Origin of the sequence: Candidatus Palauibacter sp. (assembly GCF_965222475.1) — a bacterium.
Lineage (GTDB): Bacteria > Gemmatimonadota > Gemmatimonadetes > Palauibacterales > Palauibacteraceae > Palauibacter.
In genome coordinates this window covers 264,161-290,609 of record NZ_CBDCUB010000007.1, presented here as the reverse complement: position 1 = coordinate 290,609, position 26,449 = coordinate 264,161, and the positions used below count along the sequence as shown (strand labels likewise).

Annotated in this window: 23 protein-coding genes; 14 read left to right on the top strand and 9 right to left on the bottom strand. The window is 68.4% G+C overall.

The features are described 5' to 3' along the window. Window positions 1-139 precede the first annotated feature (139 nt). On the top strand, window positions 140-964 hold the full coding sequence (locus ACOQPP_RS13225) for an ATP-binding protein (RefSeq protein ID WP_419166036.1): 825 nt from the start codon (window positions 140-142) through the stop codon (window positions 962-964). Between the two features lie 218 nt (window positions 965-1,182). On the opposite strand, the gene ACOQPP_RS13220 is transcribed toward ACOQPP_RS13225, so the two are convergent. Further along, the gene (locus tag ACOQPP_RS13220; RefSeq protein ID WP_420636723.1) at window positions 1,183-2,079 is read right to left on the bottom strand and encodes a hypothetical protein; all 897 of its coding nucleotides are present in this window, start codon (window positions 2,077-2,079) and stop codon (window positions 1,183-1,185) included. 66 nt (window positions 2,080-2,145) lie between these two features. After that, window positions 2,146-3,846 (bottom strand): hypothetical protein, encoded by a 1,701-nt coding sequence (locus ACOQPP_RS13215; protein WP_420636722.1) that lies wholly within the window; start codon window positions 3,844-3,846, stop codon window positions 2,146-2,148. A 499-nt stretch (window positions 3,847-4,345) separates the two neighbouring features. On the opposite strand from ACOQPP_RS13215, the gene ACOQPP_RS13210 reads away from it, so the two are divergent. The 5 genes from ACOQPP_RS13210 (at window position 4,346) to ACOQPP_RS13190 (ending at window position 12,847) form a co-directional block, all read left to right on the top strand. Continuing rightward, complete coding sequence (locus ACOQPP_RS13210) at window positions 4,346-5,695, top strand: sodium-dependent transporter (RefSeq protein WP_419166039.1); 1,350 nt, start codon at window positions 4,346-4,348, stop codon at window positions 5,693-5,695. Between the two features lie 14 nt (window positions 5,696-5,709). Further along, window positions 5,710-6,795 (top strand): prephenate dehydrogenase/arogenate dehydrogenase family protein, encoded by a 1,086-nt coding sequence (locus ACOQPP_RS13205; protein WP_419166040.1) that lies wholly within the window; start codon window positions 5,710-5,712, stop codon window positions 6,793-6,795. Between the two features lie 134 nt (window positions 6,796-6,929). Then, window positions 6,930-9,362: a DUF1592 domain-containing protein gene (locus ACOQPP_RS13200; RefSeq protein WP_419166041.1), complete on the top strand. Its 2,433-nt coding sequence runs from the start codon at window positions 6,930-6,932 to the stop codon at window positions 9,360-9,362. A 34-nt stretch (window positions 9,363-9,396) separates the two neighbouring features. After that, on the top strand, window positions 9,397-10,797 hold the full coding sequence (locus ACOQPP_RS13195; RefSeq protein ID WP_420636721.1) for a DUF1552 domain-containing protein: 1,401 nt from the start codon (window positions 9,397-9,399) through the stop codon (window positions 10,795-10,797). 16 nt (window positions 10,798-10,813) lie between these two features. Next, window positions 10,814-12,847, top strand: coding sequence for an ankyrin repeat domain-containing protein (locus tag ACOQPP_RS13190; RefSeq protein WP_420636720.1), 2,034 nt, complete (start codon window positions 10,814-10,816; stop codon window positions 12,845-12,847). Window positions 12,848-12,863: 16 nt separating this feature from the next. Here the strand turns inward: ACOQPP_RS13190 and ACOQPP_RS13185 are convergent, their stop codons facing one another. The 5 genes from ACOQPP_RS13185 to ACOQPP_RS13165 form a co-directional block, all read right to left on the bottom strand. Continuing rightward, window positions 12,864-13,214 (bottom strand): type II toxin-antitoxin system HicB family antitoxin, encoded by a 351-nt coding sequence (locus ACOQPP_RS13185; RefSeq protein ID WP_419166044.1) that lies wholly within the window; start codon window positions 13,212-13,214, stop codon window positions 12,864-12,866. A 343-nt stretch (window positions 13,215-13,557) separates the two neighbouring features. Continuing rightward, entirely contained in the window at window positions 13,558-13,962 is a 405-nt protein-coding gene (locus ACOQPP_RS13180) for a VOC family protein (RefSeq protein WP_419166045.1), read from the bottom strand. Window positions 13,963-13,997: 35 nt separating this feature from the next. Further along, window positions 13,998-15,392, bottom strand: a complete 1,395-nt coding sequence (locus ACOQPP_RS13175) for a hypothetical protein (RefSeq protein ID WP_419166046.1) — start codon at window positions 15,390-15,392, stop codon at window positions 13,998-14,000. A 59-nt stretch (window positions 15,393-15,451) separates the two neighbouring features. After that, on the bottom strand, window positions 15,452-16,294 hold the full coding sequence (locus tag ACOQPP_RS13170) for a hypothetical protein (RefSeq protein ID WP_419166047.1): 843 nt from the start codon (window positions 16,292-16,294) through the stop codon (window positions 15,452-15,454). Beyond that, window positions 16,291-17,205 carry a creatininase family protein gene (locus ACOQPP_RS13165; RefSeq protein WP_419166048.1) on the bottom strand — a complete coding sequence of 305 codons (915 nt, stop codon included), beginning with the start codon at window positions 17,203-17,205 and terminating at the stop codon, window positions 16,291-16,293. The genes ACOQPP_RS13170 and ACOQPP_RS13165 overlap by 4 nt, the downstream gene beginning before the upstream one ends. A 260-nt stretch (window positions 17,206-17,465) precedes the next feature. Between ACOQPP_RS13165 and ACOQPP_RS13160 the strand changes: the two genes are divergently transcribed. From ACOQPP_RS13160 to ACOQPP_RS13140, 5 genes are all read left to right on the top strand, one after another. Continuing rightward, window positions 17,466-18,458, top strand: a complete 993-nt coding sequence (locus ACOQPP_RS13160) for an MBL fold metallo-hydrolase (RefSeq protein WP_419166049.1) — start codon at window positions 17,466-17,468, stop codon at window positions 18,456-18,458. Then, a complete protein-coding gene (locus tag ACOQPP_RS13155; protein WP_420636719.1) occupies window positions 18,455-20,581 on the top strand; it encodes an amidohydrolase family protein in 2,127 nt (708 codons plus the stop codon). Before ACOQPP_RS13160 ends, ACOQPP_RS13155 begins: the two co-directional genes overlap by 4 nt. Continuing rightward, window positions 20,578-21,342: a cytochrome c biogenesis protein CcdA gene (locus ACOQPP_RS13150; protein ID WP_420636718.1), complete on the top strand. Its 765-nt coding sequence runs from the start codon at window positions 20,578-20,580 to the stop codon at window positions 21,340-21,342. Before ACOQPP_RS13155 ends, ACOQPP_RS13150 begins: the two co-directional genes overlap by 4 nt. Beyond that, on the top strand, window positions 21,339-21,896 hold the full coding sequence (locus ACOQPP_RS13145) for a TlpA family protein disulfide reductase (RefSeq protein WP_419166052.1): 558 nt from the start codon (window positions 21,339-21,341) through the stop codon (window positions 21,894-21,896). Before ACOQPP_RS13150 ends, ACOQPP_RS13145 begins: the two co-directional genes overlap by 4 nt. 192 nt (window positions 21,897-22,088) lie before the next feature. Continuing rightward, complete coding sequence (locus tag ACOQPP_RS13140; RefSeq protein ID WP_419166053.1) at window positions 22,089-22,283, top strand: TonB family protein; 195 nt, start codon at window positions 22,089-22,091, stop codon at window positions 22,281-22,283. A gap of 52 nt (window positions 22,284-22,335) precedes the next feature. On the opposite strand, the gene ACOQPP_RS13135 is transcribed toward ACOQPP_RS13140, so the two are convergent. After that, complete coding sequence (locus tag ACOQPP_RS13135) at window positions 22,336-22,680, bottom strand: peroxiredoxin family protein (protein WP_419166054.1); 345 nt, start codon at window positions 22,678-22,680, stop codon at window positions 22,336-22,338. 9 nt (window positions 22,681-22,689) lie between these two features. Continuing rightward, window positions 22,690-22,932, bottom strand: a complete 243-nt coding sequence (locus ACOQPP_RS13130) for a hypothetical protein (RefSeq protein ID WP_419166055.1) — start codon at window positions 22,930-22,932, stop codon at window positions 22,690-22,692. A gap of 205 nt (window positions 22,933-23,137) precedes the next feature. On the opposite strand from ACOQPP_RS13130, the gene ACOQPP_RS13125 reads away from it, so the two are divergent. From ACOQPP_RS13125 to ACOQPP_RS13115, 3 genes are read left to right on the top strand one after another with little or no spacing between them, the layout of a single operon-like run. Then, window positions 23,138-24,613, top strand: a complete 1,476-nt coding sequence (locus ACOQPP_RS13125) for a serine hydrolase (protein WP_419166056.1) — start codon at window positions 23,138-23,140, stop codon at window positions 24,611-24,613. A 6-nt stretch (window positions 24,614-24,619) separates the two neighbouring features. Next, on the top strand, window positions 24,620-25,864 hold the full coding sequence (locus ACOQPP_RS13120; protein WP_419166057.1) for a pyridoxal phosphate-dependent aminotransferase: 1,245 nt from the start codon (window positions 24,620-24,622) through the stop codon (window positions 25,862-25,864). A gap of 10 nt (window positions 25,865-25,874) precedes the next feature. Then, window positions 25,875-26,405, top strand: coding sequence for a rhodanese-like domain-containing protein (locus ACOQPP_RS13115; protein WP_419166058.1), 531 nt, complete (start codon window positions 25,875-25,877; stop codon window positions 26,403-26,405). The last annotated feature ends 44 nt before the right edge of the window (window positions 26,406-26,449 follow it).

Below are 26,449 nucleotides of genomic sequence, written 5' to 3'. Positions count from 1 at the left end.
ACGAGGGCCGCCGCCGAGTTCCCCGCTGTGGTCCTCACGGCGCCGAGGCAGTCGGGGAAGACGACGCTCCTGAAGCAACTGTATCGAGACGGTCACGGAATCGCTGGCCGGACGTGCCGCGATTTTCCGGCTTCTTCCGATGTCGCGACGCGAAGCCTTCGGCAACGTGACGGCCCCCCTCCCATGGGAAGCTGAGGCGGGCACCGGCATCCAGCGGACCATCGCTCCCACGGATCTTTGGCGGGAATTCCTGCGGGGCGGGTACCCGGAACTTGTGGCCCAGCCCGGGAGGGACATCCACCCTTGGCACGCCGGCTACACACAGACCTACCTGGAACGCGACATGCGGAGCCTGCGGCAGGTCGGCGACCTCACCCAGTTCCAGAGCTTTCTCCGGGCCCTGGCCGCCCGGAGCGGGCAACTCCTGAACCTGAGCACCCTCGCGCGCGACCTGGGCGTGGCCGTGAACACCGCGAAGGCGTGGCTGTCCGTCCTGGAGGCGACCCACCAGATCTTCATCGTCAGGCCCTATTTCGCCAACATCGGCAAGCGACTCGTCAAGAGTCCGAAGATCTACTTCGCGGATCCCGGCACGCTCTCCCATCTGACCGGCCTAAGGGATCCGGATCACGCGGCGGCGGGCCCCATGGCGGGATGCCTGATGGAAACGGCCGTCCTGGGCGAGATCATCAAGACGCTCACGAACCGCGGGCTGAGCCCGCAGGTGTATTTCTGGCGCACCGCCGCCGGCGTCGAAGTCGACTTCCTGGTCCAGGCCGGGACGAAGGTCATCCCGACCGAGGTCAAGAAGAGCGCAACGCCCCGCCCGGCCATGGCAACGTCGCTGAGAGCGTTTCAGCGGGATCTGGGGGACAGGATGGGCCCCGCGTACCTGTTGCACTCCGGCGACGGTCGGCCTCCCCTGGGATCAGGGGTGATCGCAGTCGGTTTCGCCAAGTTGTAACCCCCCGGTCGACGGCACCCTACCTCAACACTGAGCGGCTAGCGCGGGCAGCCTGGACGGCCACCTCCGGGCTCCTTCGGCGGAGGACGTGCCGCGCGGCTGCGGCATATCGACACGGCGAGCGAGTTCAAGGCCGGGGCGTCACGTACGACTGCACGCACGTCGCCCCCGGGCAATACGACGTGCCGGAGGCGTTCGACGCTCCGGTGCGGGCGGATTCACATGATCGCGGGGAAACAGAGCTCCTCGAACACCTCGGGATCGGGCGGATCGGCGACGTCGTCGGGCCTGCGGGGGCGGCTCGCTCCGGGCTCGTACATGAGGAACCGTCCCGCCTCGCACCACACCGATGGGTTGTAGGGTTTCGGGCACTCCGGCTGCGCGAGCCACGCCTCATGCCCCTCCTTGGAGCTAGCCGTGATCTCCCCATCCGGGCCCATGACCAACGGGACCAACCCCCGGCGGCACACCGGGGGCGGAAGCGGCTCGCTCGCCTCGAACAGGGCGCGCACGTAGTCCCGGCCCCGCCCCTCGGGGTCAGCCGAGTAAACACGGATGAGGGCCCCAACCAGTCCGGAAGCGGCGAGCGAGGGGCCCGTGCGATAAGCCTCGCGGAACGGATCGTCCCCGCCGCCGGCCAGCACCCGGGCCGCGCGCGTCTCGTACACGCGCACCAGCGCGTCAAACGCCTCCGAGTAGGGCGTGCCCCGCAGGTAGGATGCGTGGCGCTGCGCCGTCGACAGCGTGGCGCCGGCCTTGGATCGGACCAGGAACTCGTCGGACGAGAACTCCGCGTCGATCAGCAGAATGTCGACGAGGGCGTCCACCAGCGCCTCCTGCTCCGCCTGCGTGCGGGGACCGTGCTCCTCCCTGAGCAACGCGACGGCGGGCGAGTTGTCCGGGTCCGGATCGTCCAGCAGGCTCCAATCGCCGCGTAGCGCCCGCAGCGCCTCGACCGCGGTCGGCACGCGCCAGCCGCCCCCCTCGTCCAGCACCAGCCCCGGCGCCCACTCCCGCTCCCCGGTCTCCCGCTCCTGCGCCGGTAACGCGTTCGGCGCGAGAAGCCCGGCCAACGCGACCGCCGCGAACACCTTCAAAATCGCTCCCGGAGTCATGTTTCCTCCTCCTCCCACTAGGGTCCGTGTGTCGTCGGCGCCGAAGTGCCGCGCGGGGACTCTGGACTACCGGCAAGGACCCGCAAGGTGCCCGTCGATGGGGATCCCACCGAATACCCAGGCTGTCCCGCCGGCGCCGCGCTGGCCAGCCTGCAAGTTCCAATAGTCCCACACCCACTGGCTGGTGAAACCCGCAACCGCGCCGCCGGTGGAGCCCAAGACATGGTCCCTGTAATACATGCGCCACTCATCCGCCAACTCGTCTCTCAACACCGCCGGGTCGCCCATTACGAGGGTCTCCATCGCCGCCTGGTCCCCCCTCGCCGCCTGGGCGTTAAGACAGGCGGCAATGGCGTCTTGGTGGGCCCCCTCGTGCGTAAGCATACTACTCTCGAACGCATCCAGGCTTGGCTTGGACCCGCAATCCCCGTTCACCTTGACGAGGTTCGCGACGGCGGGTAGGGAAGTGGCCTGACACCACCGATCCGCGGGGACCAGGTTCGCGCCCGGGTATCCAGCGGCGCCCGAGCGGAAGTCCTGGTGGATCAGGATCGTGGCTGGAACCGCTAGGCTGCCGGCGGTGTGCTCGCCGTCCCACGGACCGCTCCCGGCGAGGACGGCGCCGGCGGTGAGCGCGGGGGTGGTGGTGGGGAGGTCGTAACGGCCGAATGTGCCGTCCGTCCAGGTACCCGTATACGAAACTACGGAACTCAGCGACACCAGCGACCTAGTGCGGGGCTCAACCGTGACGGTCCCGTTCAACGTGGTCGCCGCGATGTCCGGCCCCGAGATCGCGACCGTGAAGCTCCGAGTACTCGTCGCGGTCCCGTACCACGAGGAGAAAATGCTCCCCGTACCCGCGGGGCGCGCCACTCTCGCTCCCGTCTCCCAGGCGTACGTAAGGGCGCTGAGGGTCACCGTGACGTCCCGAGTCGTGACGCTGCAACCTCCCCTGTCACCGCGTGTTACAGATCTACACCTCAGGTCTAACTGCGGGGCTGCGGTCTCCGTGTCGTCGTCACCGTCGTCGTCACCGTCGTCGTCACGCTCTTTGGGGCCCTCTTTGGGGCCGCCCGGCGAACCACTGGGCGCGGGGACCGGAGTAGGAGTATGGGGAATGGTCTCGATTCCCTCGAGGACGAACTTGGAGAGGCTGCACGACCCCTCTACGGCATCCAGGTCGAGCCCTGGACACGTCGCCGTCGCAGTAACGACGAGTTCCTCCATCTCGGGCGGGACGCACTCCGTGGAGGGGACTGGATCGAAGCAGTCAGGGTCGATTCTCGTCTGCGCCGCGAACAATGATCGCGGAGCAGTCCAGCCCAACGCCAGCCTCCCGAGCGTGGCCCAGCGCCCGCCCCCCGGCGGCCGCGCCGACGCCCAGATCTTATCGGGAATCTCGAGCCCCAGCTCCTTGAGAATCGCCTTCACGCTCCCGTTCACCTCCAGCTTCCCGCGCTCCGTCCCGGGGAGCAGGCACACCGCCCAGATCGCCAACTGCTGGGGAAGCACCTCCTCGCTCCCGTCCGCCCTGGGACGTTTCACGGTTACCCAGATGCTGTGTAGCCGCGCCCACGCCGCCTTGGCCCCACTGTTCGCCTCCGAGCTATACTCCAACTCGTACTTGCGGGAGACGTAGCTGCCCGTCGCGCGCCGGAAATAGAACTCGCACCCTGGCCCCCCGATTCCCTGGACGACCGTCTCCCACGACGGAAGACTGTCCACGTCGGCGTTGAGCCCGGTCTGAGACACGACGGGCGCCACCATCTGCTGATCCCCCCCCGGTGGCGTAAGGCGGCTCCCAAACGGAGTCGGAGCATGCCAGGAGCCCCGCCGCCGATGCTCCCGCCACGAGAACCGCCAGCCAAGGCCGCAGCCCAAAGCATGGGGGAGCGTCCAGTCGGGCCGCGCAGCGGGAAGGTCGGAGGCAAAAGAACGAGGCGAAACCGGCGCGGAAACACCTGAACATCCATCCCTCCCGGGCAGAACGATTGTTTCTCCAGGGGCTCACGCCTAGGATTCAGTCTCCGCCATGTTGGGGGGGGGGGGGGCACGCGAGGGCAAGACCAGCAGTCGGGCGTATCGCAACGGAACCGGTCACGTTGATCGATAGATGGAGATGCGGTAGGGGACCGCAGTAGCTGAGGACGGGAGCTGACGACGCTGGTCTGCTTCGAGCCGACGTGCGGAGCTTACGGCTGACGGCAGTGGTCGGCGACACTGAGCGCTCCCGCCCCATACGGGCATCCGGCCGAGGATGCGCCACTTGAACCAGTCAACGGACCCTTCGAAACTCGCTCGCGAACGCTTCGGCACGCGCGCCGGTTTCGTGCTTGCGGCAGTGGGGTCCGCGGTGGGGCTGGGGAACATGTGGCGGTTCCCGTATCAGACGGCCGAAGGCGGAGGCGCAGCTTTCCTCGTCGCCTACGTGTGCATGGCCTTCCTCATCGGCGTGCCGATGATGCTGGCGGAGTTCGCCGTGGGGCGGCGGGCCCGGCAGTCGGCGATCGGGGCGCTGCGGTCCGTCGGCGGCGGGCGCTGGGCCGCGGTCGGGCTCCTCTTCCTGGTCGCCTCTACCGTGATCTTCGCCTATTTGTCCGTGATCACGGGCTGGGCCCTCCGCTACGCCCTCGACGGACTCACAACCGGATTCCATGCCGACGCCGCGTCGCGATACGCGGCCATCGCGTCGGGACCCTCGGCGGTCGTCTTCCATCTCGTCTCGATCGGGGCCACGGTGGGGATCGTCGCGTTCGGGGTCCGCAAGGGGATCGAGCGGGCGAGCATGCTGCTCATGCCGCTCCTCTTCATCCTCCTCATCGGTCTCGCCATCTGGGCCGCGACGCTCCCCGGGGCCGCGGAGGGATACCGGTTCTATCTCTCCCCGTCGCTGAATGAACTGCTGGATCCGGTCGTGCTGCAGGGTGCGGCCGCCCACGCCTTCTACTCGCTGAGCGTGGGGATGGGGATCATGGTTACGTATTCCTCCTACCTCTCCAGGACCGCGAACCTCGGCCGTGAAAGCGCCGTCATCGCGCTGTCGGACTTCACCGTCGCCTTCGTGGCGGGGCTCGTCGTGTTTCCGATCGTGTTCGGGCTCGGGCTGTCGGAGGACGTCGGCGAGAGCACGCTGGGCGTCCTCTTCATCTCGCTCCCGAGCGCGTTCGCGCAGATGGAGGCACTGGGCCGGGTCGTGGGCACGCTGTTCTTCATCGCCGTCATCGTGGCGGCGATCACCTCCGCCGTATCGCTGCTCGAGGTGGCGACGTCCATCCTCATCGACGAGCGAGGCTGGACGCGGCGCCGCGCGACGCTGACCTCGGGGCTCGTGGTGGCGGCGATCGGGATCGTGCCCGCGCTGTCGCTCGGGGCGCTCGGCATCATGGACCAGGTGGCCGCTGAACTCCTAACCGTACTCGGCGTCCTGGCCATGGCGGTGATCGCGGGCTGGGTGATGAAGAACCCGGACGAGGAACTCCGCGTCGGGGCTTCGCCCGCCTTCGAGCGCCTGATCCCCGTGGCGCGGTTCCTCATCCGCTACGTGTCCCCGCCGCTGCTGGCGTACGTGAGCTGGATCGCGCTCCGCCAGACGATCCGCGTCATAGCGGGCGGATAGGGCCAGAGCCACCCGTGTCCGATCTGAATCGCCTGAGAGACGAACTCGCCCGCATCGACCGCGAGTTGCTGGAGTTGGTGGCCCGTCGGCAGGAGATATCCGCGAGCATCGGGAAGCGGAAGCGTGCCGCGCAGACGCCGACGCGCGACTACAGCCAGGAGAAGGTCGTCATCGAGCGCGCCCGCGCCGCCGCGCGCGAACTGGGGTTCTCGCCCCGGCTGGCCGAGGACATGGTGCTTTCCCTCATCCGTTCCTCGCTCGCCGTGCAGGAGCGGGGCAGCGTCGCGGCGGCTGCCAGGGGAGGTGGCAAGCGTGCGCTCGTCATCGGGGGTTCGGGGAAGATGGGGGACTGGTTCGCCCGCTTCCTCTCTTCCCAGGGGTTCAAGGTCGAGACGGCCGATCCCGACGGAGGGGACCACGCCGACTGGGCGGAGGTCCGGCTCGACCAGGACCTCATCGTCGTGGCCACGCCCATGATCGCCGCGAACGCGATCCTGGAACGGCTGGCGGAGATCGGGCCGCAGGGCCTGGTGTTCGACATCGGTTCGCTAAAGAGCCCGCTTCGGTCCGGCCTCGCGGCGCTGGCCCGGGCCGGCGTCCGCGCCACCTCGGTCCATCCCATGTTCGGTCCGGACACCGAACTCCTCTCCGGCGAACATGTGATCGTGGTGGATGTGGGGTGCGCGGAGGCCGCGGAGGAGGCCGACGCCCTCTTCGCCTCGACGATGGCGACGCGGGTCCGGATGGATCTGGAGAGCCACGACCGCGTGATGGGGTTCGTCCTCGGGCTCTCCCACGCACTCAACATTGCGTTCTTCACGGCGCTGGCTCGCTCCGGCGAGACGACCCCCCGGCTCGCCGATGTCTCGAGCACGACGTTCGAGGCCCAACTCGACGTGGCGCGCGCACTGGCCGGCGAGAATCCTCACATGTACTTCGAGATCCAGTCCCTCAACGAATACGGGGATGTCGCGCTGGCGGAACTCGTCGAGGCGGTGGAGAAAATCCGGGACGCGGTCGCCGCCGGAGATGAAGACGCCTTCGTGGCCCTGATGTCCGCGGGCCGCGACTACCTCGAGTCACGCGGCGCGCCGGAGTAGCTTCGGCTGGCGTATCTTCGAGAAGAAAGCCTATCTTGCACAGGCTGGGTGCGGGGCGGGGGAGGTGTGTCCAAACGCCGCGCCAGGTCGCGGTGTTTGCCCAGACAGATCGGGCGACAGCCGGTGAGGTGTACATGAAGAAGTTCGCGATCGCGGCTCTGGGTACGGCGGCGCTGTATCTCGTCGTCACGGGGGAGGATGCGCCGCTGGGCGGTCCTTCCCCTGCGCTCGCGCTCGCTCCCGCCCCGGACACCGTGGCGAACTCCGTCATCCACACCGTGTGCGTCCGCTGTCACAACGACACTCGCAGGGCCGGGAGCCTCTCGTTCCTCGAGTTCGACGCCACCCAGGCCCCGGCCAACGCCGAGACGGCGGAGAAGATGATCCGGAAGCTCCGCGCCGGCATGATGCCGCCGCCCGGAATCCGGCGGCCCGCAGAGGCCACGATGACGGCGATGGTCGAGGAGCTCGAGACGCGGGTGGACGCGGCGGCCGGCGGGAACCCGAACCCGGGTACGCGCACCTTCCAGCGTCTCAACCGGGCGGAGTACCGGCGCGCGGTGCAGGATCTGCTGGACTTGGACGTCGACATCGGCGCGTTCCTGCCCACCGAGACGATCAGCGACAACTTCGACAACATCGCCGACGTGCAGATGATGTCCGCCACGCTGATGGAGGGCTACCTGCGAGCGGCGGGCGAGATCAGCCGCATGGCGATCGGGGACCCGGACGCGGGCCCGCGGCAGGTGACCTACAAGGTGCCCAAGACGGCCTCCCAGGCGGTGCGGGCAGAGGGCGCGCCGTTCGGCACCCGGGGCGGGATCTCCGTCATCCACATCTTCCCGGCGGACGGCGAGTACGTGTTCAAGATGGACATGCACCCCGGCCCGACGGGTTTCCTGTACGGGATGACCGCGCCTGACGAGAAGATCGAGGTCTCGATCAACGGTGCGCGCGTGGGGCTGCTCGACGTCGACCCGTTCATGTCGGAGTCCGACCCGCAGGGGATGGTGATCGAGACCGAGCCGATCCACGTGCGGGCGGGCCCGCAGAGGGTCACGGCAGCCTTCCTCCTCAACGCGGAGGGCCCGGACAACGACCTCATCAAGCCGATCGACTACAAGCTGGCCGATTCGAACATCGGCAGCGCGTACGGCGTCACCACGCTCCCGCATCTGCGCGATTTCATCGTCACGGGGCCGTTCGCGGTCACGGGCGTCTCGGAGACGCCGAGCCGCGCGAGGGTCTTTTCGTGCCGGCCCACGGCGCCCGAAGAAGAGCGGCCCTGTGCGAGGGAGATCATCACGGCGCTCGGCACCAAGGCCTATCGCCGCCCGATGGAGACGGACGACGTCGAAGACCTGATGGTGTTCTTCGATCTCGGGACCGAGGACGGCGGGTTCGAGGTCGGGATCCGCACCGCTCTCCAGGCGATCCTCACCAGCCCGCACTTCGTCTTCCGCCTCGAGGAAGTGCCGGCGGACGCCCGGCCGGGCGACGTGTACCGCCTCGGCGATATCGATCTCGCTACGCGGCTCTCCTACTTCCTCTGGGGAACGCACCCGGACGACGAACTCGTCGAGCTGGCGCATACGGGCCGTCTCTCGGATCCGGAGGTCCTGGAAGCGCAGGCGCGGCGACTGCTTGAAGACCCGCGCTCGGAAGCCCTGGCCACGCGTTTCGCCTCACAATGGTTCCGGCTGCAGGATCTTGAGAAGATCCACCCCGACGCCCTGCTCTATCCCTACTGGGACCACCGGCTCGTCGAGGCGATGCTGAGGGAGACCGAGCTCTTCTTCGAGCACGTCGTGCGCTCGGACGCACCCTTCTTCGAGCTGCTGAGCGCCGACTACACGTTCGTCAACGAACGGCTTGCGCGACACTACGGAATTCCCGGCGTGACGGGCGAGGAATTCCGCCGCGTTCATATCCCCGACGAGGCCCGTCGCGGCCTGCTGGGGCACGGAAGCATCCTCACGCTGACGTCACACGCCGATCGCACGTCGGCGGTGTTGCGCGGCAAGTGGGTCATGGAGGTGCTGCTGGGCAGCCCGCCGCCCCCGCCCCCGCCGGACGTGCCCGACCTGGAGGCGACGGACGAGGCGGAGGACGGACGTTTCCTTACCGTGCGGGAGCGCATGGAGATGCACCGGTCGAACCCGGCCTGCCGTTCGTGTCACCGGGTCATCGACCCGATCGGTCTCGCGCTGGAGAACTTCGACGTGACGGGGGCGTGGAGGATCAAGGAACAGGGCCGGCCGGTGGACACGACGGGCGAACTCTACGACGGGACCCCGATCCGGAGCGCCGCGGACCTGCGGGCGGCTTTGCTCGAGCGCGAGGATTCGCTGGTCCGGACGTTTGTGGAAAACCTCATGGCCTACGCGCTGGGGCGGCGGATCGAATACTACGACATGCCGACGGTGCGGGAGATCGCGCGGGTCGCGAAGGCCGATGATTTTCGGATGACGTCGTTCATCATGGAGGTCGTGAAGAGCGTGCCCTTCCAGATGAGCGCCGTGGAGATGGTGGCAGACGACGATATCGATGCGGGTGGCGAGCGTTGAGACGCGGACGCCGAACAGATCAGGAGGAGTGAGCATGGACGTCATCACAGGGAAGCACATGTCCCGCCGGACGGCGCTGAAGGGTCTTGGCGCTACGGTGGCGCTGCCGTTCCTGGATGCGATGCTGCCGGCTGGCCGGCTGTGGGCCGCCACCAACCCGTTGACCGATGTGAAGCGGTTCATCGGCATCGAGATGGTGCATGGCGCCGCCGGCTGTAACGAGTGGGGCGCGTCGCAGTTCATGTGGTCGCCGGAGAAGGTGGGGCGCGACTTCGATTTGACGCCCAGCAGCCTGAGCCCGCTCGAGCCGTGGCGAGATTACCTGACCATCATCTCCAACACCGACATCGAGGGTGCGGAGGCGAGGACGGCGAAGGAGATCGGCGGCGACCACTTCCGGTCCAGCGCCGCGTTCCTCACGCAGGCCCACCCGAAGCAGACCGAGGGGTCCGACGTGTTCGTCGGCACCTCCATGGACCAGTACTACGCCCAGCGCTTCGGGCAGGACACGCCGATCCCGTCCATGCAGCTCTGCATCGAGAACGTGGATCAGGCCGGCGGGTGCGCGTACGGCTATGCCTGCGTCTATACCGACACGATCAGCTGGGCGTCGCCGACGGAGCCGCTGCCCATGATCCGCGACCCGCGGGCCGCGTTCGATCAGTTGTTCGGGGCCGGTGGGACGGCGGAGGACCGGGCACGGCGTCGGCGCACCGACCGCAGCATCCTCGACTGGGTCATGAGCGAGGTCACGGGCCTCAAGCGCGACCTGGGCGCGACGGACCAGCGGCGCCTCGACCAGTACCTCGACAACATTCGCGAGATCGAGCGCCGGATTCAGCGCATCGAGGCGCACAACGCGAGCGGGGAGGTGCGTGAGATCCCCGAAGCGCCGCCCGGCGTACCGGACGACTTCGCGGAACATGTCCACCTCATGTTCGACTTGCAGGCTCTGGCCTTCCAGTCGGACCTGACGCGGGTGTTCTCGGTCAAGCTGGGCCGCGACGGATCAGGCCGGGTGTATCCGGGCAGCGGCGTGGACTCGGCGTTCCATCCGGCCTCGCACCACGGCGGCCGCGAGGAACGCGTGACCGAGTACGCTCAGATCAACCGCTACCACGTCAGCATGCTGCCGTACCTGCTCGAGAAGCTGGCCAGCATCGAGGAGCCCGATGGGAACCTGCTCGACAAGAGCCTGATCCTGTACGGGTCCCCCATGGGCGACTCGAACCTGCACAACCACAAGCGTTGCCCGCTGTTCGTGGTGGGCGGGGCCGGCGGCGAACTCGAGGGCAACATGCACATCAAGGCGCCGGACGGGACCCCGATGGCCAACGTGATGCTGAGCCTGATGCACAAGCTCGGCATGGACGACATGGAGAGCTTCGGCGACAGCACCGGCGACTTCTCGTTCTCGGCGGTCTCGGAAGATTGAGTCGGAGGGCTGATCGATGTTGAAGACAGTCGGGAAGGCAAGCTTCAGAGCGAGCGCCCTCGTAGCACTGTTCGCTACGGCGCTGTGGGCAGCCGCGCCGGATGCGCCGGTCGCCGAGGCGGCGGCACGAGGCGACCTGGAGTCGGTGCGGACGCTTCTCCGGGACGGGGCCGATGTCAACGCCGCTCAGGGCGACGGGATGACCGCGCTCCATTGGGCGGCGTTGCAGGGTGACGCCGAGATGGTGTCGGTCCTCATCTACGCCGGTGCCAATCTCGAGTCGACGACCCGGCTGGGCGCCTACACTCCCCTGCATCTTGCGAGCCGGGATGGCCGATCCGCCGCGGTTGCGGTGCTGATCGAGAGCGGCGCCAACACGAACGCCCTTACGACCACCGAGGCCACACCGCTCCATTTCGCGGCGGCCGGTGGGGATGTGTCGACGGTCACGAGCCTGCTGGCGGCCGGCGCCGAAGTCGACGCGCGCGAGAAGGGGCACGGACAGACGCCGCTCATCTTTGCGGCCGCCGCCGGACGGCTCGACGCGGTCCAGGCGCTGATCGCGCACGGGGCGGACATCACGATTCCGTCGAGCGTCGTCGACTTCGTGGAACGGTCGCGCCGGGACAGCGAGGCCCGGGGGCGGCGGCAGGACGTTCTGGCCGCAATTCGCAAGGCCGAGGCCGAGGCCCGCGGGGAGACGATCGACGTAGGAGCCGCGACCCGCACGGACACGCCGTCCGGCCAGGAGCCGACCCGGCGGGAAGCCGCTGACCGAGCAAACCGGGACGGAACGGCCACGGCGACACAGGGGGCGGGAGCCACCCCCGGCCAGGAGACCCCGCCGGAAGAGCCCGCCGAGACCGGGGCAGAGAAGCCCGAGGACACTCAGGGCGAGGATCCCCCCGAGGCGGCGGAGGAAGCCACAGAAGACGAAGAAGCCGCAGAAGACGAGGAGGCCGCGGAAGACGAGGAGGCTGCGGAAGACGAAGAGGCCGCGACGGAAGAAGATTCGGCTGAGGAACCCTCCGAGACGAAGCCGGCGCCACGGCCCCTCGGCTACAGCGATATCGTCGGCCGGCAGGGCGGCATGACCGCGCTTCATTACGCGGTTCGCGAAGGCCATTTCGAGACGGTCAAGGCCCTGCTCGCGGCCGGCGCCGACATCGACTTGACGACCGAGGGAGACCTGAGCACGCCGCTCGTCGTCGCCACCGTGAACGGCCACTACGACCTCGCGGCCTACCTGCTCGAACAAGGTGCTGACTCGAACCTCGGGAGTGAGGACGGCGTGGCGCCCCTGTACGCGACGATCGCCAACCGGTGGGCTCCCAAGGCGCTCTATCCGCAGCCGACCGCGTTTCGCCAGCAAGAACTCGACTACATGGAGCTGATGGAGATGCTCCTCGCTGCCGGCGCGGACCCGAACGCCCAGGTCAATACACACATCTGGTACTCCGCCTACAACTTCGATCTGCTGGGGGTGAACTTCAGCGGTGCGTCGCCCTTCTGGCGAGCCGCGAAGGCGCTTGACATCCCCGCGATGCGGATGCTCGTGGCGGCCGGGGCCGACCCGCACATGCCGTCGAAGAAGGCCCCTTCGCGCCGGCGTCGGTCTTCGAACGACGAAGAAGAGGAGGAAGATCCCAGCGGGCTTCCACCGGTAGAGGTCGGCGGTCCGGGGATTCCACCCCTGGTCGTGGCGGCAGGCTACGGCTACGGGCGCTCACGCACGGGCAACCAGCACCGCCATGCGCCGGACAGCTGGCTGGCCACGGCGAAATATCTTGTCGAGGAGATGGGCGCGGACGTGAACGGGCGGGATTCCGACGGGTTCGGCGCGCTCCACTATGCGGCGGCCCGCGGCGACAACGAGCTCATCGAGTACCTCGTCAGCAAGGGTGCCGACCCGCTGATCGTGGCCCGCTCGGGCCAGACGACGGTCGACATGGCGAACGGGCCGATCCAGCGCGTACAGCCGTTCTTCGAGACCATCGCCCTCCTCGCGGGCATGGGCGCGAAGAACAACAACAAATGCCTCAGCTGCTGAGCCGCCCGCTGCCGAATTACTCGTCGGTGGCCCGATAGGGGGTGTCGGCCCTCTCTCGCACCGCCTCCACGATCCACGAGTTGATGCTCATCTCCCGCGAGGCCGCGGCCTCGGCGATGGCCGCGTGAAGCTCGGAACCGAGACGCACATTCAGCTTGCCGGAATAGGGCTTCCTGGGCTCGACCCCGTCTTCCTCGCACCAGGCGAGGTATTCATCGATGGAGCGGTGAAACTCCCGGCGTAGCTGCGTCGTGTCCGTCGCCTCGAACGTCGCGATCGGATACGCGCCGCTGTTGATGACTCGCCCGTGGAGGATATTGCTCGAGTCATCGAACTCTACCGCTGCCAAGTATCCCTTGTACTCCATCATGGCTCCACCCCCACCGCTCGCAGGAAAGCCGCAATATCTCGAACCGTCTCCCGGCCCACGACGGGCCTCGGGCGGGGTCGGTGGATTACGATCCTGTCATCGTTCTTCCTGAGTCCGACCCGCGACTCCGAACGCTCGAGGACCTCTACCCCGCAAGCCTGCAGCATGGCCCTGATGTCGTCCCACCGGAGATCCGCTGGCGTCGGCTTCTGGTGGACACGCACCAGGATCTTGCGGTGTTTGGTTCGCATGGGCGCTCAGAATAGCCGGGCAGTGGTACCATGGCAAGTACCATCTCGGACGCGCCGCGGTTGGTGCAAGGGAGAACTACCCAGGCTGCCTAGCTCCCGCTCGACATCCGTTGCGAGACGGAGATCGGGTAGCCGTCGGGGTCCCGGAGGGTGAACTCGATCGCGCGCGCGTTCGGGTTCAGGTGGGGTTCGTTGAGGAGGTCGGCTCCCATCGCGCGGGCCCGGTCGAAGACAGCCTGCGCATCCTCCGTCCGGAAATAGAAAAGGACGCCGCGGCCCGGTGTCCCCTCCTCCGGATCCGTCATCCCCGGATGGGCCTCGAACTCGCGGTGGTGGAGCATGAGTTCGAGCCCGCCGTCCACGCCGAGGAGCATCTCGAACTGATCGCCGCCGTGGCCGCTCGCGAAGCCGAATAGCTCCGCGTACCAAGCCGAACTCGCCGCCACGTCACGCACGACGAGCATGGGTGAGAGGCCCGGGCCGGTCGCGGCCATAGGCTTCGGTTTACGGCCCGGCTTCCGGCGGCCGCCTACCGGTTGGAGTTGTTCGTCTGGGCCTCGGCGGCGCGCCTCGCCTCCGCGCGGGCGGCGACGAGCGCCTCGAACTCCGCGGGGTCGAGATAGGTCACGTCGACCCACAGGTGGGCCATCTCATCCACCGTCCGGTCGCCCCAGTCGACCCACTGCTCAGGGTCAGGGTTGTTCGGATTCTCCGGCGTGTTGTCGTGCCAGGCGGTGATGACGAGCGTGGTCCCCGCGGGGAGGAGGGGTGCGGCGTCTTCCTCATAGATGTAGTTGATGTGCCAGTTCCACTGGAAGTGGTCGACCTGGTTGATCAACTCCTTGCGGCCGTCCGGGTAGATCGCCTCGAGCGACATCGCCTTGCCGCGCATGTGCATGTGCGGCTGGAAGTTCTCCAGACGGGCGGGCCAGCGCAGGGTGTGGAAGTCCTGGGTCACCGCGACCTCGCCCGGCGGGATGTCGAGGCCGGTCGGACCGGTGGCGTTGTAGAACATGAGCCGCGTGCGGTTCCTGGGTTCCTCTCCCTTCGGATAGAACCACACGCCGAGTTCGACGTAGCTGTCCTCGACCCGCTTGCCCATGGCGTGCATGTGGACTTCCCACCGGATCCGTGAGCCCGGCAGCATGACCTTGCCGGCGCCCTCGGGGAAGATCTCGCCGTCCTTGCCGACCGCCCATTCCATGAACAGGCCCGGGCCGCCCATCGCGCCCCCGCGCGTGCTTGCCTCGACGATCCCGGCGCTCATCGGACTTTCCTCCTCGTCCTGCTGAAGGAACGCGAGGACGTGGTGCGTAATCGTCCGGGCGTCGTTGCCGGCGGGCTTGATCTCGATCGCCTTCACCCAGCGCGGCTCGGTGACACCGGTCGGCGTCACGGGCCGGAACCACTTGTCCATCGTCACGGCTTCGAGCGTGTAGGGCTCGGAAGCGATGACCAGGTCGGGCTCTCCGAATTCATCGATGAGCCGCCATTCGTTCGGGTCGGGGAACTCGGCGGGTGGCGGCAGGTCGGCCGGATCTCCCTCCACCCGGCCTCTGTCGATCCACGCGAGGATCGTTCCGATCTCTTCGCTCGACAGGCTGCGGTCGTTCCTGAACTCCTGGATCCCGACGGTCGGATCGAGGTGCCAGGGGGGCATGATGCGGTTCGAGACCTTGTCGCGAATCCCCGATGCCCAGCGGTATGCGTCCCGGTATGTGAGCAGCGGCATGGGGGCGATGGAGCCCTCCTGGTGGCACTCCTGGCACTTGGCCTGCAGGATGGGCATCACGTCGCGGTTGAACGTCACCTCGTCGTGTCCGTTCTCCTGCGCCGTCACGGGGGCTGCGGTGCTCAGAGCGCCGAACGCCGCGGCGAACGCGATGGCTGCTCGCGTACGGGAGGCGGGAGCGTGATTTCTCATCGTCGTACTCCTCTGGCTCGGCTCGTGTCTCTCCAGTCTGCGGCGCGCGTCCCGGCGCGTCACGGGCTGACCGTAACGCGCACGAACGCGTTGGTCCAGCAGCATTGTGCGTGACCTGCGGTGGCGACACCCGAACCGTCGTTCGCGCGGACCCGCAGTATGTATTCGCCCGGCTCACTGAACGTGACCGGAGTCGACGCCTCGCCCCCGCTCGCCGGCACGCGGGCCGTCGGCTCGCCGAATTCCACGGTGCCGGGGCCCTGGTGCTTGAACCAGGTGAGGTTGACCGGCGCGCCGCGCCGGCTCCCTCCGACGAGGGCGTTGCGTGCGACGCCGTCGTCACGGGCGTGGACCAAGACCGAAAGCGGTTCCCCGGCCCGGGCGGTGAGCGGCTGTCCCCATACTCCCGCGGGTCCGGCACCTTCCGCGCCATCCGCTGCGAAGCGGAGAATCGGTGGTGTGTTTCCGCCGCCGGCTTCGCCCTTGAGGGCGTCGATCTCCCAGTCCACGTGGAGATGTCCGGGGACACGGAACGTCTGGCCTCGCATCTGGAGCGTCCAGTAGACCTTCCCCTCGCCGAAGTCCGCCGGAACCTTCACCACGAAGACTCCGAAGTGGCGCCGGGGGGCGAAAAAGGTGGGCTGGCCACCCTGAAACTCCGCCGGCTCGATCATGTTGTCAGGTCCGAGAGGAAGCTCGACGGTCTCGTCGAAGTTGCGGTTCATGTACCCGAACGAGAGCGACCGCGTACCGTCCGCGTTCTCGTACCAGCCCTCGTAGGCGGGCGTGACCGTCTGACCCCGGCCGCTGCGATTTCCGAGCGGGACCTGCGCCGCAAGCGGCAGTGCTTCGGTGGCGAGCGTCGCGAGAGCGGCTGCCGCCAGCATGCGGGCAGGTCTCATCGGCCCGCTTCCGCCATCCTCGCCTCGATCGAGGCGAGAATCGCCTTCACGGTCTCTTCGACCCGGAAGCGGAGCAGCTTCTCGCCCGTGGCGATGGCCTCCTCCCTGGGGGCGATCGGGACGCCGTTGATGCTGGCCCTCCCCGCCGCCACGCGCTCGTCGTAGCGCACCATCGCCGGGTCCTCCACCATCATGATCGCGGTGATGACGAAGTCGTCGTGGATCCCCTCGGGGTCCATCTCGAAGATGCCCAGTTCCGTGTTCATCCACTCGTGGACCTCGCGGTAGCGGTAGAACTCGGGGATGAAGTGCGCCTGCGCGTCGTACCAGCGCTCGTTCAGGCGGGCGGCCACCGCCTCCATGCCCGACTGGTTCCCGCCGCTGTCGCCGAACAGGATGATGTGTTCGAACCCGTGCGCCCTGAGGCTCGACGCCACGTCGTCGAGCACGGCCTCGAACGTCTCTTGGCGGAGGCTGATCGTGCCGGGATACCGCATGTGGCCCGACGGTTCGTCGATGTCGCCCTCGGGCACGAGCTTGATGATCGGCGCGCAGAGCGCGTTCCCGAGTTCCCGAGCCACCCCCTCGCAGGCCCCCTGCAGCACGTAGTTGTGCTTGCCGGTGGCGAGGTACGGCCCGTTCTGCTCGATGCCGCCCGTCGTGATGATCGCGGTGGTCTTCCCGGCCGCCATCGCGTCCCGGACCTCCATCCACGTCATCTCCTCGATCCACACCGTGTCGAAGGCCTCGATGGGCCGCTCGGAGACGAGTTCTTCCTGCAGTTGGCGCTCCCGTTCCGCGGCCATACGGGCGCGCTCTTCGGGCGTCATGTTCCGCTGCTGGCCCGCCAGCGTCGAGGCCGAGACGGCGAACAGCGCGAGCAGGGGAAGGATCGATCGAGACTTTCTCATGGGACACCTCGTTTCCGCGAGCATGGCAAGACGACTCCAACCCCAACGCTAGCATATCCCGCGCCTCCCGGACCAGTCCGGCGGCCCACACCCGCTCGCGGTGGATATCGGTGTCGTCCACGTACACGGCAGGCGACTGCGTTGACGCGAGGGTGTGCTCGCCAGCAACTGAGGGCCGATGAACGCGTGAAGGTCTGGCGGGCGCCGCCCCCTATGGGAGAAGATTCGAGTCGGGTTCTCTCGTTCACGGAGGTACGGCGATGGGTCGGCAGTCTTCTCATCGGATTTCCTGGCTTGCTCTCCCGCTCCTCGTGGCCTGCGGGGCGCCCGGCGACACGTCGTCGGACGCGGCCGCCCAGGCCGAGGCGGCGGGACCCGCGACTTCCGATCCGTACGAACACGGGTTCACGGACGCGGACTACCCGCGGGTGATCGAAGTCGCGGAGGACGTCTACGCGTACGAGCAGATCCACCCGACGGGGGGTGAGATCATCACCACCGTCAGCCTCATCGTCCTCACGCCGGAAGGAGTCCTCGTCGCGGACGGGCAGGAGAATCCCGAGGAGACGCAGCGGCTCGTCGACACGATTGCCGGTCTGACCGATCAGGCGATCACGCACGTCGTCGTCGCCTCCGATCACGGGGACCACACGGGCGGGAACTCCGCCTTCCCTGACGGAGCCCGCTTCCTCGCGCACCCCACTTCCGCGGCGATCCTGGAGGCGAGCGCGACCAACCCGAACCGGCCCGAGGGGGCGCCTGCGGTCGTCCTCCCGACGGACATCGTGGGCGACGATACGGTGCTCGAACTCGGCGGGCGCGAGATCCATCTCCTTCACCTCGGTCGCGCCCACACGGGCGGGGATCTCGTCGTGTACGTGCCCGAGGGGAAGGTCTTGTTCATGAGCGAGACGTACCTGAAGCACATCTTCCCGGCCATGCGGTCCGCGTATCCCTCGGAGTGGGTGGCGATGCTGGACCGCTCGCTGGAGATGGACGTGGACGCGTACGTGCCGGGGCACGGGGTGATGGAGTCGCCGGCGACCCTCGAGGCGGGGCTCGTGTCGTTCCGGGACGCGGTGCAGCGGGTCGTGGAGGAGGCGACGCGGTTCCACGGCGAGGGGCTGGGTGCCGAAGAGGCGGCGGAGGCGGCGGCGTTCGGGGACATCGAGCGCTGGTCGCTGCGGGACAGCCAGAAGCCGCGCGCGATTCAGCGCGTGTACATGGAATTGAACGGAGAGCTGCCGGGATGAGCGCTTTCAGCGGACGAACAGGGCGGAAAGTCGGGCTCGCCGCGGTGGTGGCGAGCCTGGCGTTCGGCGTCGGCGCGGCTTACGCGCAGTCACACGTGACGGTGGACATCGGGGCCCGGGATCCGGCGATTTCGCCGGACGGGTCGACGGTCGCCGTCTCCATCCTCGGGAAGATCTGGCTCGTGCCGGTCGAGGGCGGGGCCGCACGGCAGCTCACGAACGGGGCGTCGTGGGACACGCGGCCGGCGTGGTCACCGGACGGCCGCTTCCTCGCGTACGCCGCCAGAACCCTCCAGGGCGCGGACCTCCTCGTCCGCAACATGGCGACGGGCGGGGTCCGCTTCCTGCACCGGGTGCCGTCGTCGATCGGACACATGGAGTTCGATCCCGAGGGGGGCCAGCTCTACTTCGTGGACGACCGCTCCCAGTACGACGCGCACGTGTGGCGCATCCCCCTGGCGGGAGGCGAGGCGGAGCAGCTCACCCACACGCAGAACTGGCACGAGTGGTCGTTCGCCCTCTCGCCGGACGGGAGCCGGCTCCTCGTCGAGACGGGGCGCTTTGACGGGACGGATCTGTACGAGATGGACCTCGAGGAGATGTCGGTCGAGCGGCTCACGGACACCCCCGAGCGTGAGATGGCGGTGGCGTGGAGCCCGGACGGATCGCGCCGGGCGCACGTCGCGACGCACAACGGCGTCGACCACATCCTTGTGACGGACATGACCGCCGAAGGGGCCGAGCCGCGCCGTCTGCACACGGGCCCGTTCGACCAGAAGCAGCTCGCCTTCCACCCGTCCGGCGACTGGTTGCTCGTGCTAGGCGGACGGCGGCTGCACCGGCTCGACCTCGGGACCGGCGAGATGAGCGGGATTCCGTTCGAGGCCCGGTTCGAGGTCGCCGAAGACCCTGCGGACGACCTGCTGATCACGAACGTCCGCCTGTTCGACGGCACGGGCGACGAGGCGGTCCCCGCGGCGGCCGTGCTCGTCCAGGACGGGAGGATCACCGACGTACGGATGGGAGAGGATGCCGGGGTCCCCGACATTGGGCCCGGCACGCCGGTCATCGACGGGGGCGGACGCATGCTCCTGCCGGGCCTCATGGACAACCACCGCCACTACTGGCAGCCCCTCGCCGGCTCGGATCTGCTCGCGGCCGGGATCACCGCGATCCGCGACCCCGGCTCCGCGATCCAGGACGCCATGGACTTCAAGGATGCGGTGCGGCTGGGCGTGCTCGCCGGCCCCGACGTGTACACCGCGGGCCCGCTCATCGATGGCTCCGCGGGCTATCACCCCATGGTGGACGTGAGCATCGACGATCCCGCCGCCGCTCCGGCGCTGGTGCGCGCAATGAAGGCGCAGGGCGTCGATCTGCTCAAGGCGTACTTCCTCCTCGACCCCGACGTGCTCGCCGCCGTAGTCGCCGAGGCACGCGTCCAGGGGCTGTCGGTCACGGGCCACATCGGCGTGCGCACGAGCTGGCGGCAAGCGATCGAAGCCGGGATCTCAGGCTTCAACCACATTCGGGTGTGGCGCGATTTCCTGCCTCCGGAGATCCAGGCCGACGGCCGGAACATGTCGCTCGATGGCGGCCGCAACCCGGTCGGCCGCATGCAGGGCGACTGGAGTCGGATCGATCCCGCGAGCCCCGAGGTGATGTCGCTGCTGGAACTCATGGCCGAGACAGGCACGGCGATGGACCCGACGCTCTATATCCAGCAGATCGATGACGGCGACCGCTCCCGCTTCTCGCTCGACCAGTTCCACACCGCCCGGCAGGCGTACGAGCGCATGGGCGAGTTCGTGCGCCGAGCGGTCGAGACGGGGGTGCCGCTCCTCGCGGGCACGGACAACGTCTCGCTGTTCGACGAACTGGAGGCGTACGCGGCCGTCGGGGTGCCGAACGCCGCCATCCTGCGGGCCGCGACGGTGAACGGAGCGCGCTGGCTCGGGAAGGAGGAGGACTTCGGTACGGTGCGGCCGGGGCGCCGCGCGCACCTCATCCTCGTGGATGGCGACCCCCTGGACGACATCGCCGACCTGCGGAAGATCGACCTCGTCGTGAAGGACGGCGTGATCGTCTTCGGCGGTCCACCGGCCGAGCCGCTGGTTCCGTGACCGCCGGGGTCGTAACGGGCGCCGTCGAGACCGTTGCCCTCGCGGCGCTGCAGGTGGAACCGGCGGCCGGGCTCCTCCCGGCGCTCTCCGACAACCCGTTCCTCGCGCTCGGCGCGCTCTTCGCGGCCGGGATGCTCACGAGCACGAACCCGTGCATCTGGCCGATGATCCCGATCACGTTCTCGGTCATATCGGGCACGGCTGGCGAGGATCAGCCACGAAAGCGCACCGTCGGCCTCACGCTGACCTACGCGCTGGGGTTGGCGCTCCTCTATTCGCTGCTGGGCGTGATCGCCGGGCTCAGCGGCACCGTGCTCGGCTCGATCGGGGCGAGCTTCTGGGCGCTGTTCGCGACCGGGAACCTGCTGCTGTTCTTCTCGCTGTTCATGCTCGACGTCTTCCCGGTTCCGGTGCCGAAGCGGCTCCTGGCGTGGGCGGGCAGCCGGGGCGGCGGCTCCTACCGGGCCGTGTTCGTGCTCGGGGCGACCTCGGGCATCGTGGCCGCGCCGTGCGGTGCGCCCGCCTTCGCCGTCGTCCTGACCTGGGTCGTCGCCGAACAGGCCGGGCTCATGGGGTTCGTCTACCTCTTCACCTTCTCGATCGGCATGACCGCGGTACTCATCGCGGTGGGGCTCTTCTCTGGCTCGGTCGCGGTTCTACCGAAGTCGGGAACGTGGATGATCTGGATGAAGCGGGCCGCGGCTGTCATCATGATTGGGATGGCGCAGTTCTACCTGATCCGGGCGGGATACTTCCTGTGAGCGCGAAAAATCTGAAGCATCCGGACATGACGCGGGGGATGAGGGGCACCGTCGTGACCCTTACGGGACTCGTGTGGCTCGCGGCCGCGGGTCCGCTGAGCGCGCAGGCCGGGGAGGGGCAGGTCAGCCTGCCGACGGGAACGCAGGCGCCGGACGCCGTGCTCCAGGACTTGGACGGGAACGACGTCCAACTCCTCGACTACGCCGACGGCAAGCCCACCCTCATCGAGTTCTGGGCGTCGTGGTGCGAGCAGTGCGAGGGGCTGCAGCCCGAGATCGACGAGGTGCAGGCCGACTTCGGGGAGCAGGTGAACGTCGTCGCCGTCGCCGTGGCCGTCGCGCAGTCGCTGCGCCGTGTGAGGCGGCACGCGGAGGCGCACGGGGCGGAGTACCCCTACTTGTGGGACGCGTCGGGCGACGCGGTGCGGGCCTATTCCGCGACGACGACCTCGATCGTCGTCATCCTCGACGCGGAGGGGAAGGTGGCCTATACCGGCGTCGGCCCCGACCAGGATCTCGTCGGCGCCGTGAGCGGCCTTCTGTCGGGGGAATGATGCGGCCGGAACCACGCTGGCGCCTCCTCATGGCCGGAGCCACGGGCCTGGCCCTCGTCTCGTGCGCCGCGAACCCGGCGGCCCGGGTCGGTCCCGGGTCCTCGGACCCACCAGAGGTCCCCCCCACATTCGACACGGCACCGGTCCTCGCGAACGAGGCAGAAGTCTCGATGGAACTGCGGCACCCTCTGGTTGTTCGTTGACGAGTCCGGCAAGGTCACAAAACATGAGGTGAGGGAATCGAGCGGCTTTGAAGCGCTCGACCGAGCTGCCAGCAATGTCGCCAGGATGTTGCGCTTGGCCCCGGCGAAGGCCCTGGGGATACCCACGGGGGTCTGGGTCCAGCAGGGGTTCACGTTCAGGGTGGATCCTCCGACCGCCGGCTGAATCCCGGCCTGCTCGTGCCATCGCCTGACACGAGCAGGAGCGGAGATGTGTCCTATGGGTCCGCGGGCTCGGGGGTCACCTCGTCGATGATGGAGGCCAGCTCCTCGTAGGCGGCGGGGTCGACCTGGTTGAAGGCCGGGATCACGCCGGCCACGCGGCCGTCCGGTCCCACGACGATCACGGCGCGGCTGTCCACCATGTTGTTGTCTCTCAACCCTCCGCCGAAGGCGGCATACGTCCCCCCGTCGTTGTCCCCGTCGCTGCCGAACAGGAAGGGGAAATCCTCGTCCTTCAGCCAGGAGGCGAGTTCATCCACCGGGTCGTTCGAGATGCCGACGAGGACCACGTTGCGGCCCTCGTTGAACAGACTTGCGTACTGATCACGGTACGCTCTCATCTGAACCGTTCAGCCACGCGTTCTGACCCGGAAGAAGAAGGCCAGGACGACCGTCTCCCCTCGGTAGTCGCTGAGCTGGATCGGATCCTCCAGGGCGCCGTACCGTGTCGCGCCCGGGAGCGCGAAGTCCGGCGCCATCTCGCCCACGGCGAGGAGTTGCGAATCCTGCGCGCTCACCGGGGTCGCGTCTCCGATGGCGAGCATTCCGGCCAGGCCCGGCGCGAGGGCGGCGGCCAGGACGAGTCTCCGCATGTCTCGGTCCTTTCACAGGGGTGGAAGCACATGCCGAAGGGTGGCGAGCCCCCCGCTGTCGCGCCAGAGGCTTCGACGCCCGAGGCCCCGGCAACCGAGCCCCGGGCCGGTGCCTCGAAGCTTGCCCGGTCCCGTCCGGTTCCGGCACCTTGAGATCCCGGAGGCTGCCCGAGATCCTTCCCTCCGCCTTCAAGGAGACGTTCCCATGTCCCGCCAGTCCCGAAGCTGCCCGTGGCGCCGCGGCGTCACCTCGGTGTTTCTCGCCCTCCTCCTCGCCCCCGCGTCCGGCTGCGCGCAGGGGAACGGCGATCCCGCGCGCGATCCCCGCTTCGAGCAGGCGGTCGACCTCTTCGAGGCGTGGCTCGACGCGAAGATGGCCTACGAGAAGATCCCCGGCGTGTCCGTCGCGCTCGTGCACGACCAGGATCTGGTGTGGGCCCGGGGCTTCGGCTACGCGCACCCCGAGACGCAGGTCGCGGCCACGCCCTCGACGATGTATTCGGTGTGCTCGATCTCGAAGCTCTTCACCTCGATCGGCGTGATGCAGCAGCGCGACGAGGGCAAACTGGATCTGGACGACCCGGTCTCCGTCCACCTCGCGTGGTACGACCTCGAGCAGGCGTATCCCGACGCCCCCGGCGTGAGCCTGGAGGGGATCCTCACCCATTCCTCCGGGCTCCCGCGCGAGTCGGCGCACCCCTACTGGACGGGTCCGGACCACCCCTTCCCGACCCGGGACGAGATCATCGAGGGACTCTCGGGACAGGAGACGCTGTATCCGGGCAGACGCTACTTCCAGTACTCGAATCTGGGCATGGCCCTGGCGGGGCAACTGGTCGAGCAGAGTTCGGGGATGGCCTACGACGACTATGTCCGGAGCCGGATCCTCGACCCGCTGGGCATGTCGGACACCTACACGGACATCCCGGCCGAACACAGAGGCGGCCGCTACGCGACGGGGCACGCGCGGCTTGCGCGGGACGGCGCGCGGGACGAGGCCCCCTTCTTCCAGGCGCTCGGCATGGCGCCCGCGGCGGGTTTCGCCTCCACCGTCGAGGATCTGGCGCGGCTCGCCTCGTGGCAGTTTCGCCTGCTCGAGAACGGCGGGACGGAGATCCTCGACGTGAACACGCTGCGCGAGATGCACCGCGTGCACTGGGTGGATCCGGACTTCGACACGATGTGGGGGCTCGGCTTCGCGGTCTCGCGGCGCGACGGGGAGCGCACGGTGGGCCACGGCGGGAGTTGCCCGGGCTTCCGTTCGACCTTCCAGCTCATCCCGGCGAAGAAGCTGGCGGGCGTCGTGATGATGAATGCGCTGGCGAGCCCCGGCGACGTGTGGTCGAAGATGCGGGCGATCGTGGGCAAGGCGCTGGAGGAGATCGAGGCGGATCCCGGCGGCGGATCTTCGCGTCCCGCGTCCCTCGCCGAGTACGAAGGGCGGTACGAGTCCACGTGGGGGGAGACGGTCATCCTGCGGTGGGACGACGATCTCGCGGCGCTCGGCGTCCCCACGAACGATCCGCTCGAAGCCATGTCCACGCTCCGGCACGAGAGCGGCGATATCTTCCGCCGCGTGCGGGATGACGGAGAACCGGGAGAGGCGTACATCTTCCACCGCGACGAAGGCGCCATTGCCCGGTTCAGCGTCCACGGCAACTACTCGAACAAGGTGCGATAACGGAGGATGACGACGATTCCAGGGAGCCTGATTCCGGAGGCGGCGGCACGCGAGGGGAACGACCCCATCTTCGCGCTGCATGGAGAAGCGGTGCGCCGGGCGGCGGCGGGCGAGTCGATCCTCAACTCGACGCTCGGGGCGCTGATGAACGATGACGGCACCCTCGCGGTCATGCCCTCGGTGGCCGAGGCAATGGGGCGCGTGCCGCACGCGCTCGCCGCGGGGTACGCGCCGATCTCCGGCGATCCCGCCTACCTGCAGGCGGTGATCTCCGACCTCTGCGAGGACTCCGGCCTGGCCGAGCAGGCGATAGCGGTCGCCACGCCGGGGAGCACCGGGGCGATCCATCACGCGATCCTCAACTTCCTCGAGCCCGGACAGTCGGCGCTCGCGCCGAGCTACTACTGGGGACCGTACCACACGATCTCGACGCACGCGGGGCGCAGGGTCGAGACGTTCAACATGTTCGACTCCGCAGTCCGTCTCGACGTCGAGGCGTTCAGGACTGCTCTCGAAGGCCAGATCGACCGGCAGGGGCGGGCGCTCGTCCTGTTCAATTTCCCCTGCAACAACCCCACCGGATACTCGCTCGATGAGGCGGAATGGGAGGCGGTGGCCGACATCGTGCGCGAGGCGGGACGACGGGGCACCGTCGTGTTCCTGCTCGATCACGCCTACGCGAAGTTCGGCGACGAGGCGTCCAACCGCTGGATCGAGTACGTCCCGCGGATGATGGAGTCGGCGACCGTGCTCGTGGGGTGGACGGTCTCGAAGTCGTTCGCTCTCTACGGCGCGCGCGTCGGCGCCCTCGTGGCTCTCCACCGCGACCCGGCCGAGCGCCGGAGAATGTCGAACGCGCTCGGATTCTCGTGCCGGGCCACCTGGTCGAACTGCAACCATCTGGGGCTGCTCGCCGCCATCGAACTTCTCACGGATCCGGAGTTGCGCGCGCGCGCAGACGCGGAGCGCGCCGCGATGACCCGGCTGCTCGATGGGCGAGTCGCGGCCTTCAACGAGCTGGCCGGTCGCGCGGCGCTGTCGTACCCGCGCTACGAGGGCGGTTTCTTCGTCTCCGTGTTCACACCGGACGCGGAGGTGACGGCGGCAACCATGCGCGACGCGGGGGTGTACGTGGTCCCGATGGAGGGCGCCGTCCGGATCGCGCTGTGCGCCACGTCCGCGGCGTCGCTGCCGCGGCTCGTGGAAGCCCTGGCGAACGGCCTCGCGGCGGCCCGCACCGCCGCGGCCTGAGGGAAGACCCATGGAACCTCATCGACGAACACAGACCATGGCGCTGGCTCCGGCCCTCGCCCTCTTCACGGCGGCGAGTTGCGCCAACCCGCCCCCGCTCTCGGACGGGGGGAAGCTGGCACGCGTGGAGCAGATGTCGGATGACGTGGAGCGGCAGTTCCCCGATGTGGAGACGGTGACGGTGGCGGAGGTCGGGCGTTTGCTCGAGGCCGGAAGCGTCGTGCTCGTCGACGCGCGGGAGGTTCGCGAGCGGGAGATCTCCTGGATTCCCGGCTCCATCACCTCCGACGAATTCGAGCAGGACCCGGCGCGCTACGCGGACCGGACGGTCGTGGCGTACTGCACCATCGGGCATCGCAGTTCGGTGTACGCGCAGCGGCTGACGAAAGAGGGCCAGCGCGTCCTCAACCTGCGCGGGAGTCTCCTCTCATGGACCCATGCCGGGGGACCGCTCGTGGGTCCGGATGGCCCGACGCATCGCCTGCACGTCTACGGGCGCGACTGGGACCTCGCCCCCTCCCGCTACGAGACGATCTGGTAGCGCGCCCGTCCGGACCCTCGTAGTTCGCCGATAGTCTGGCGGTG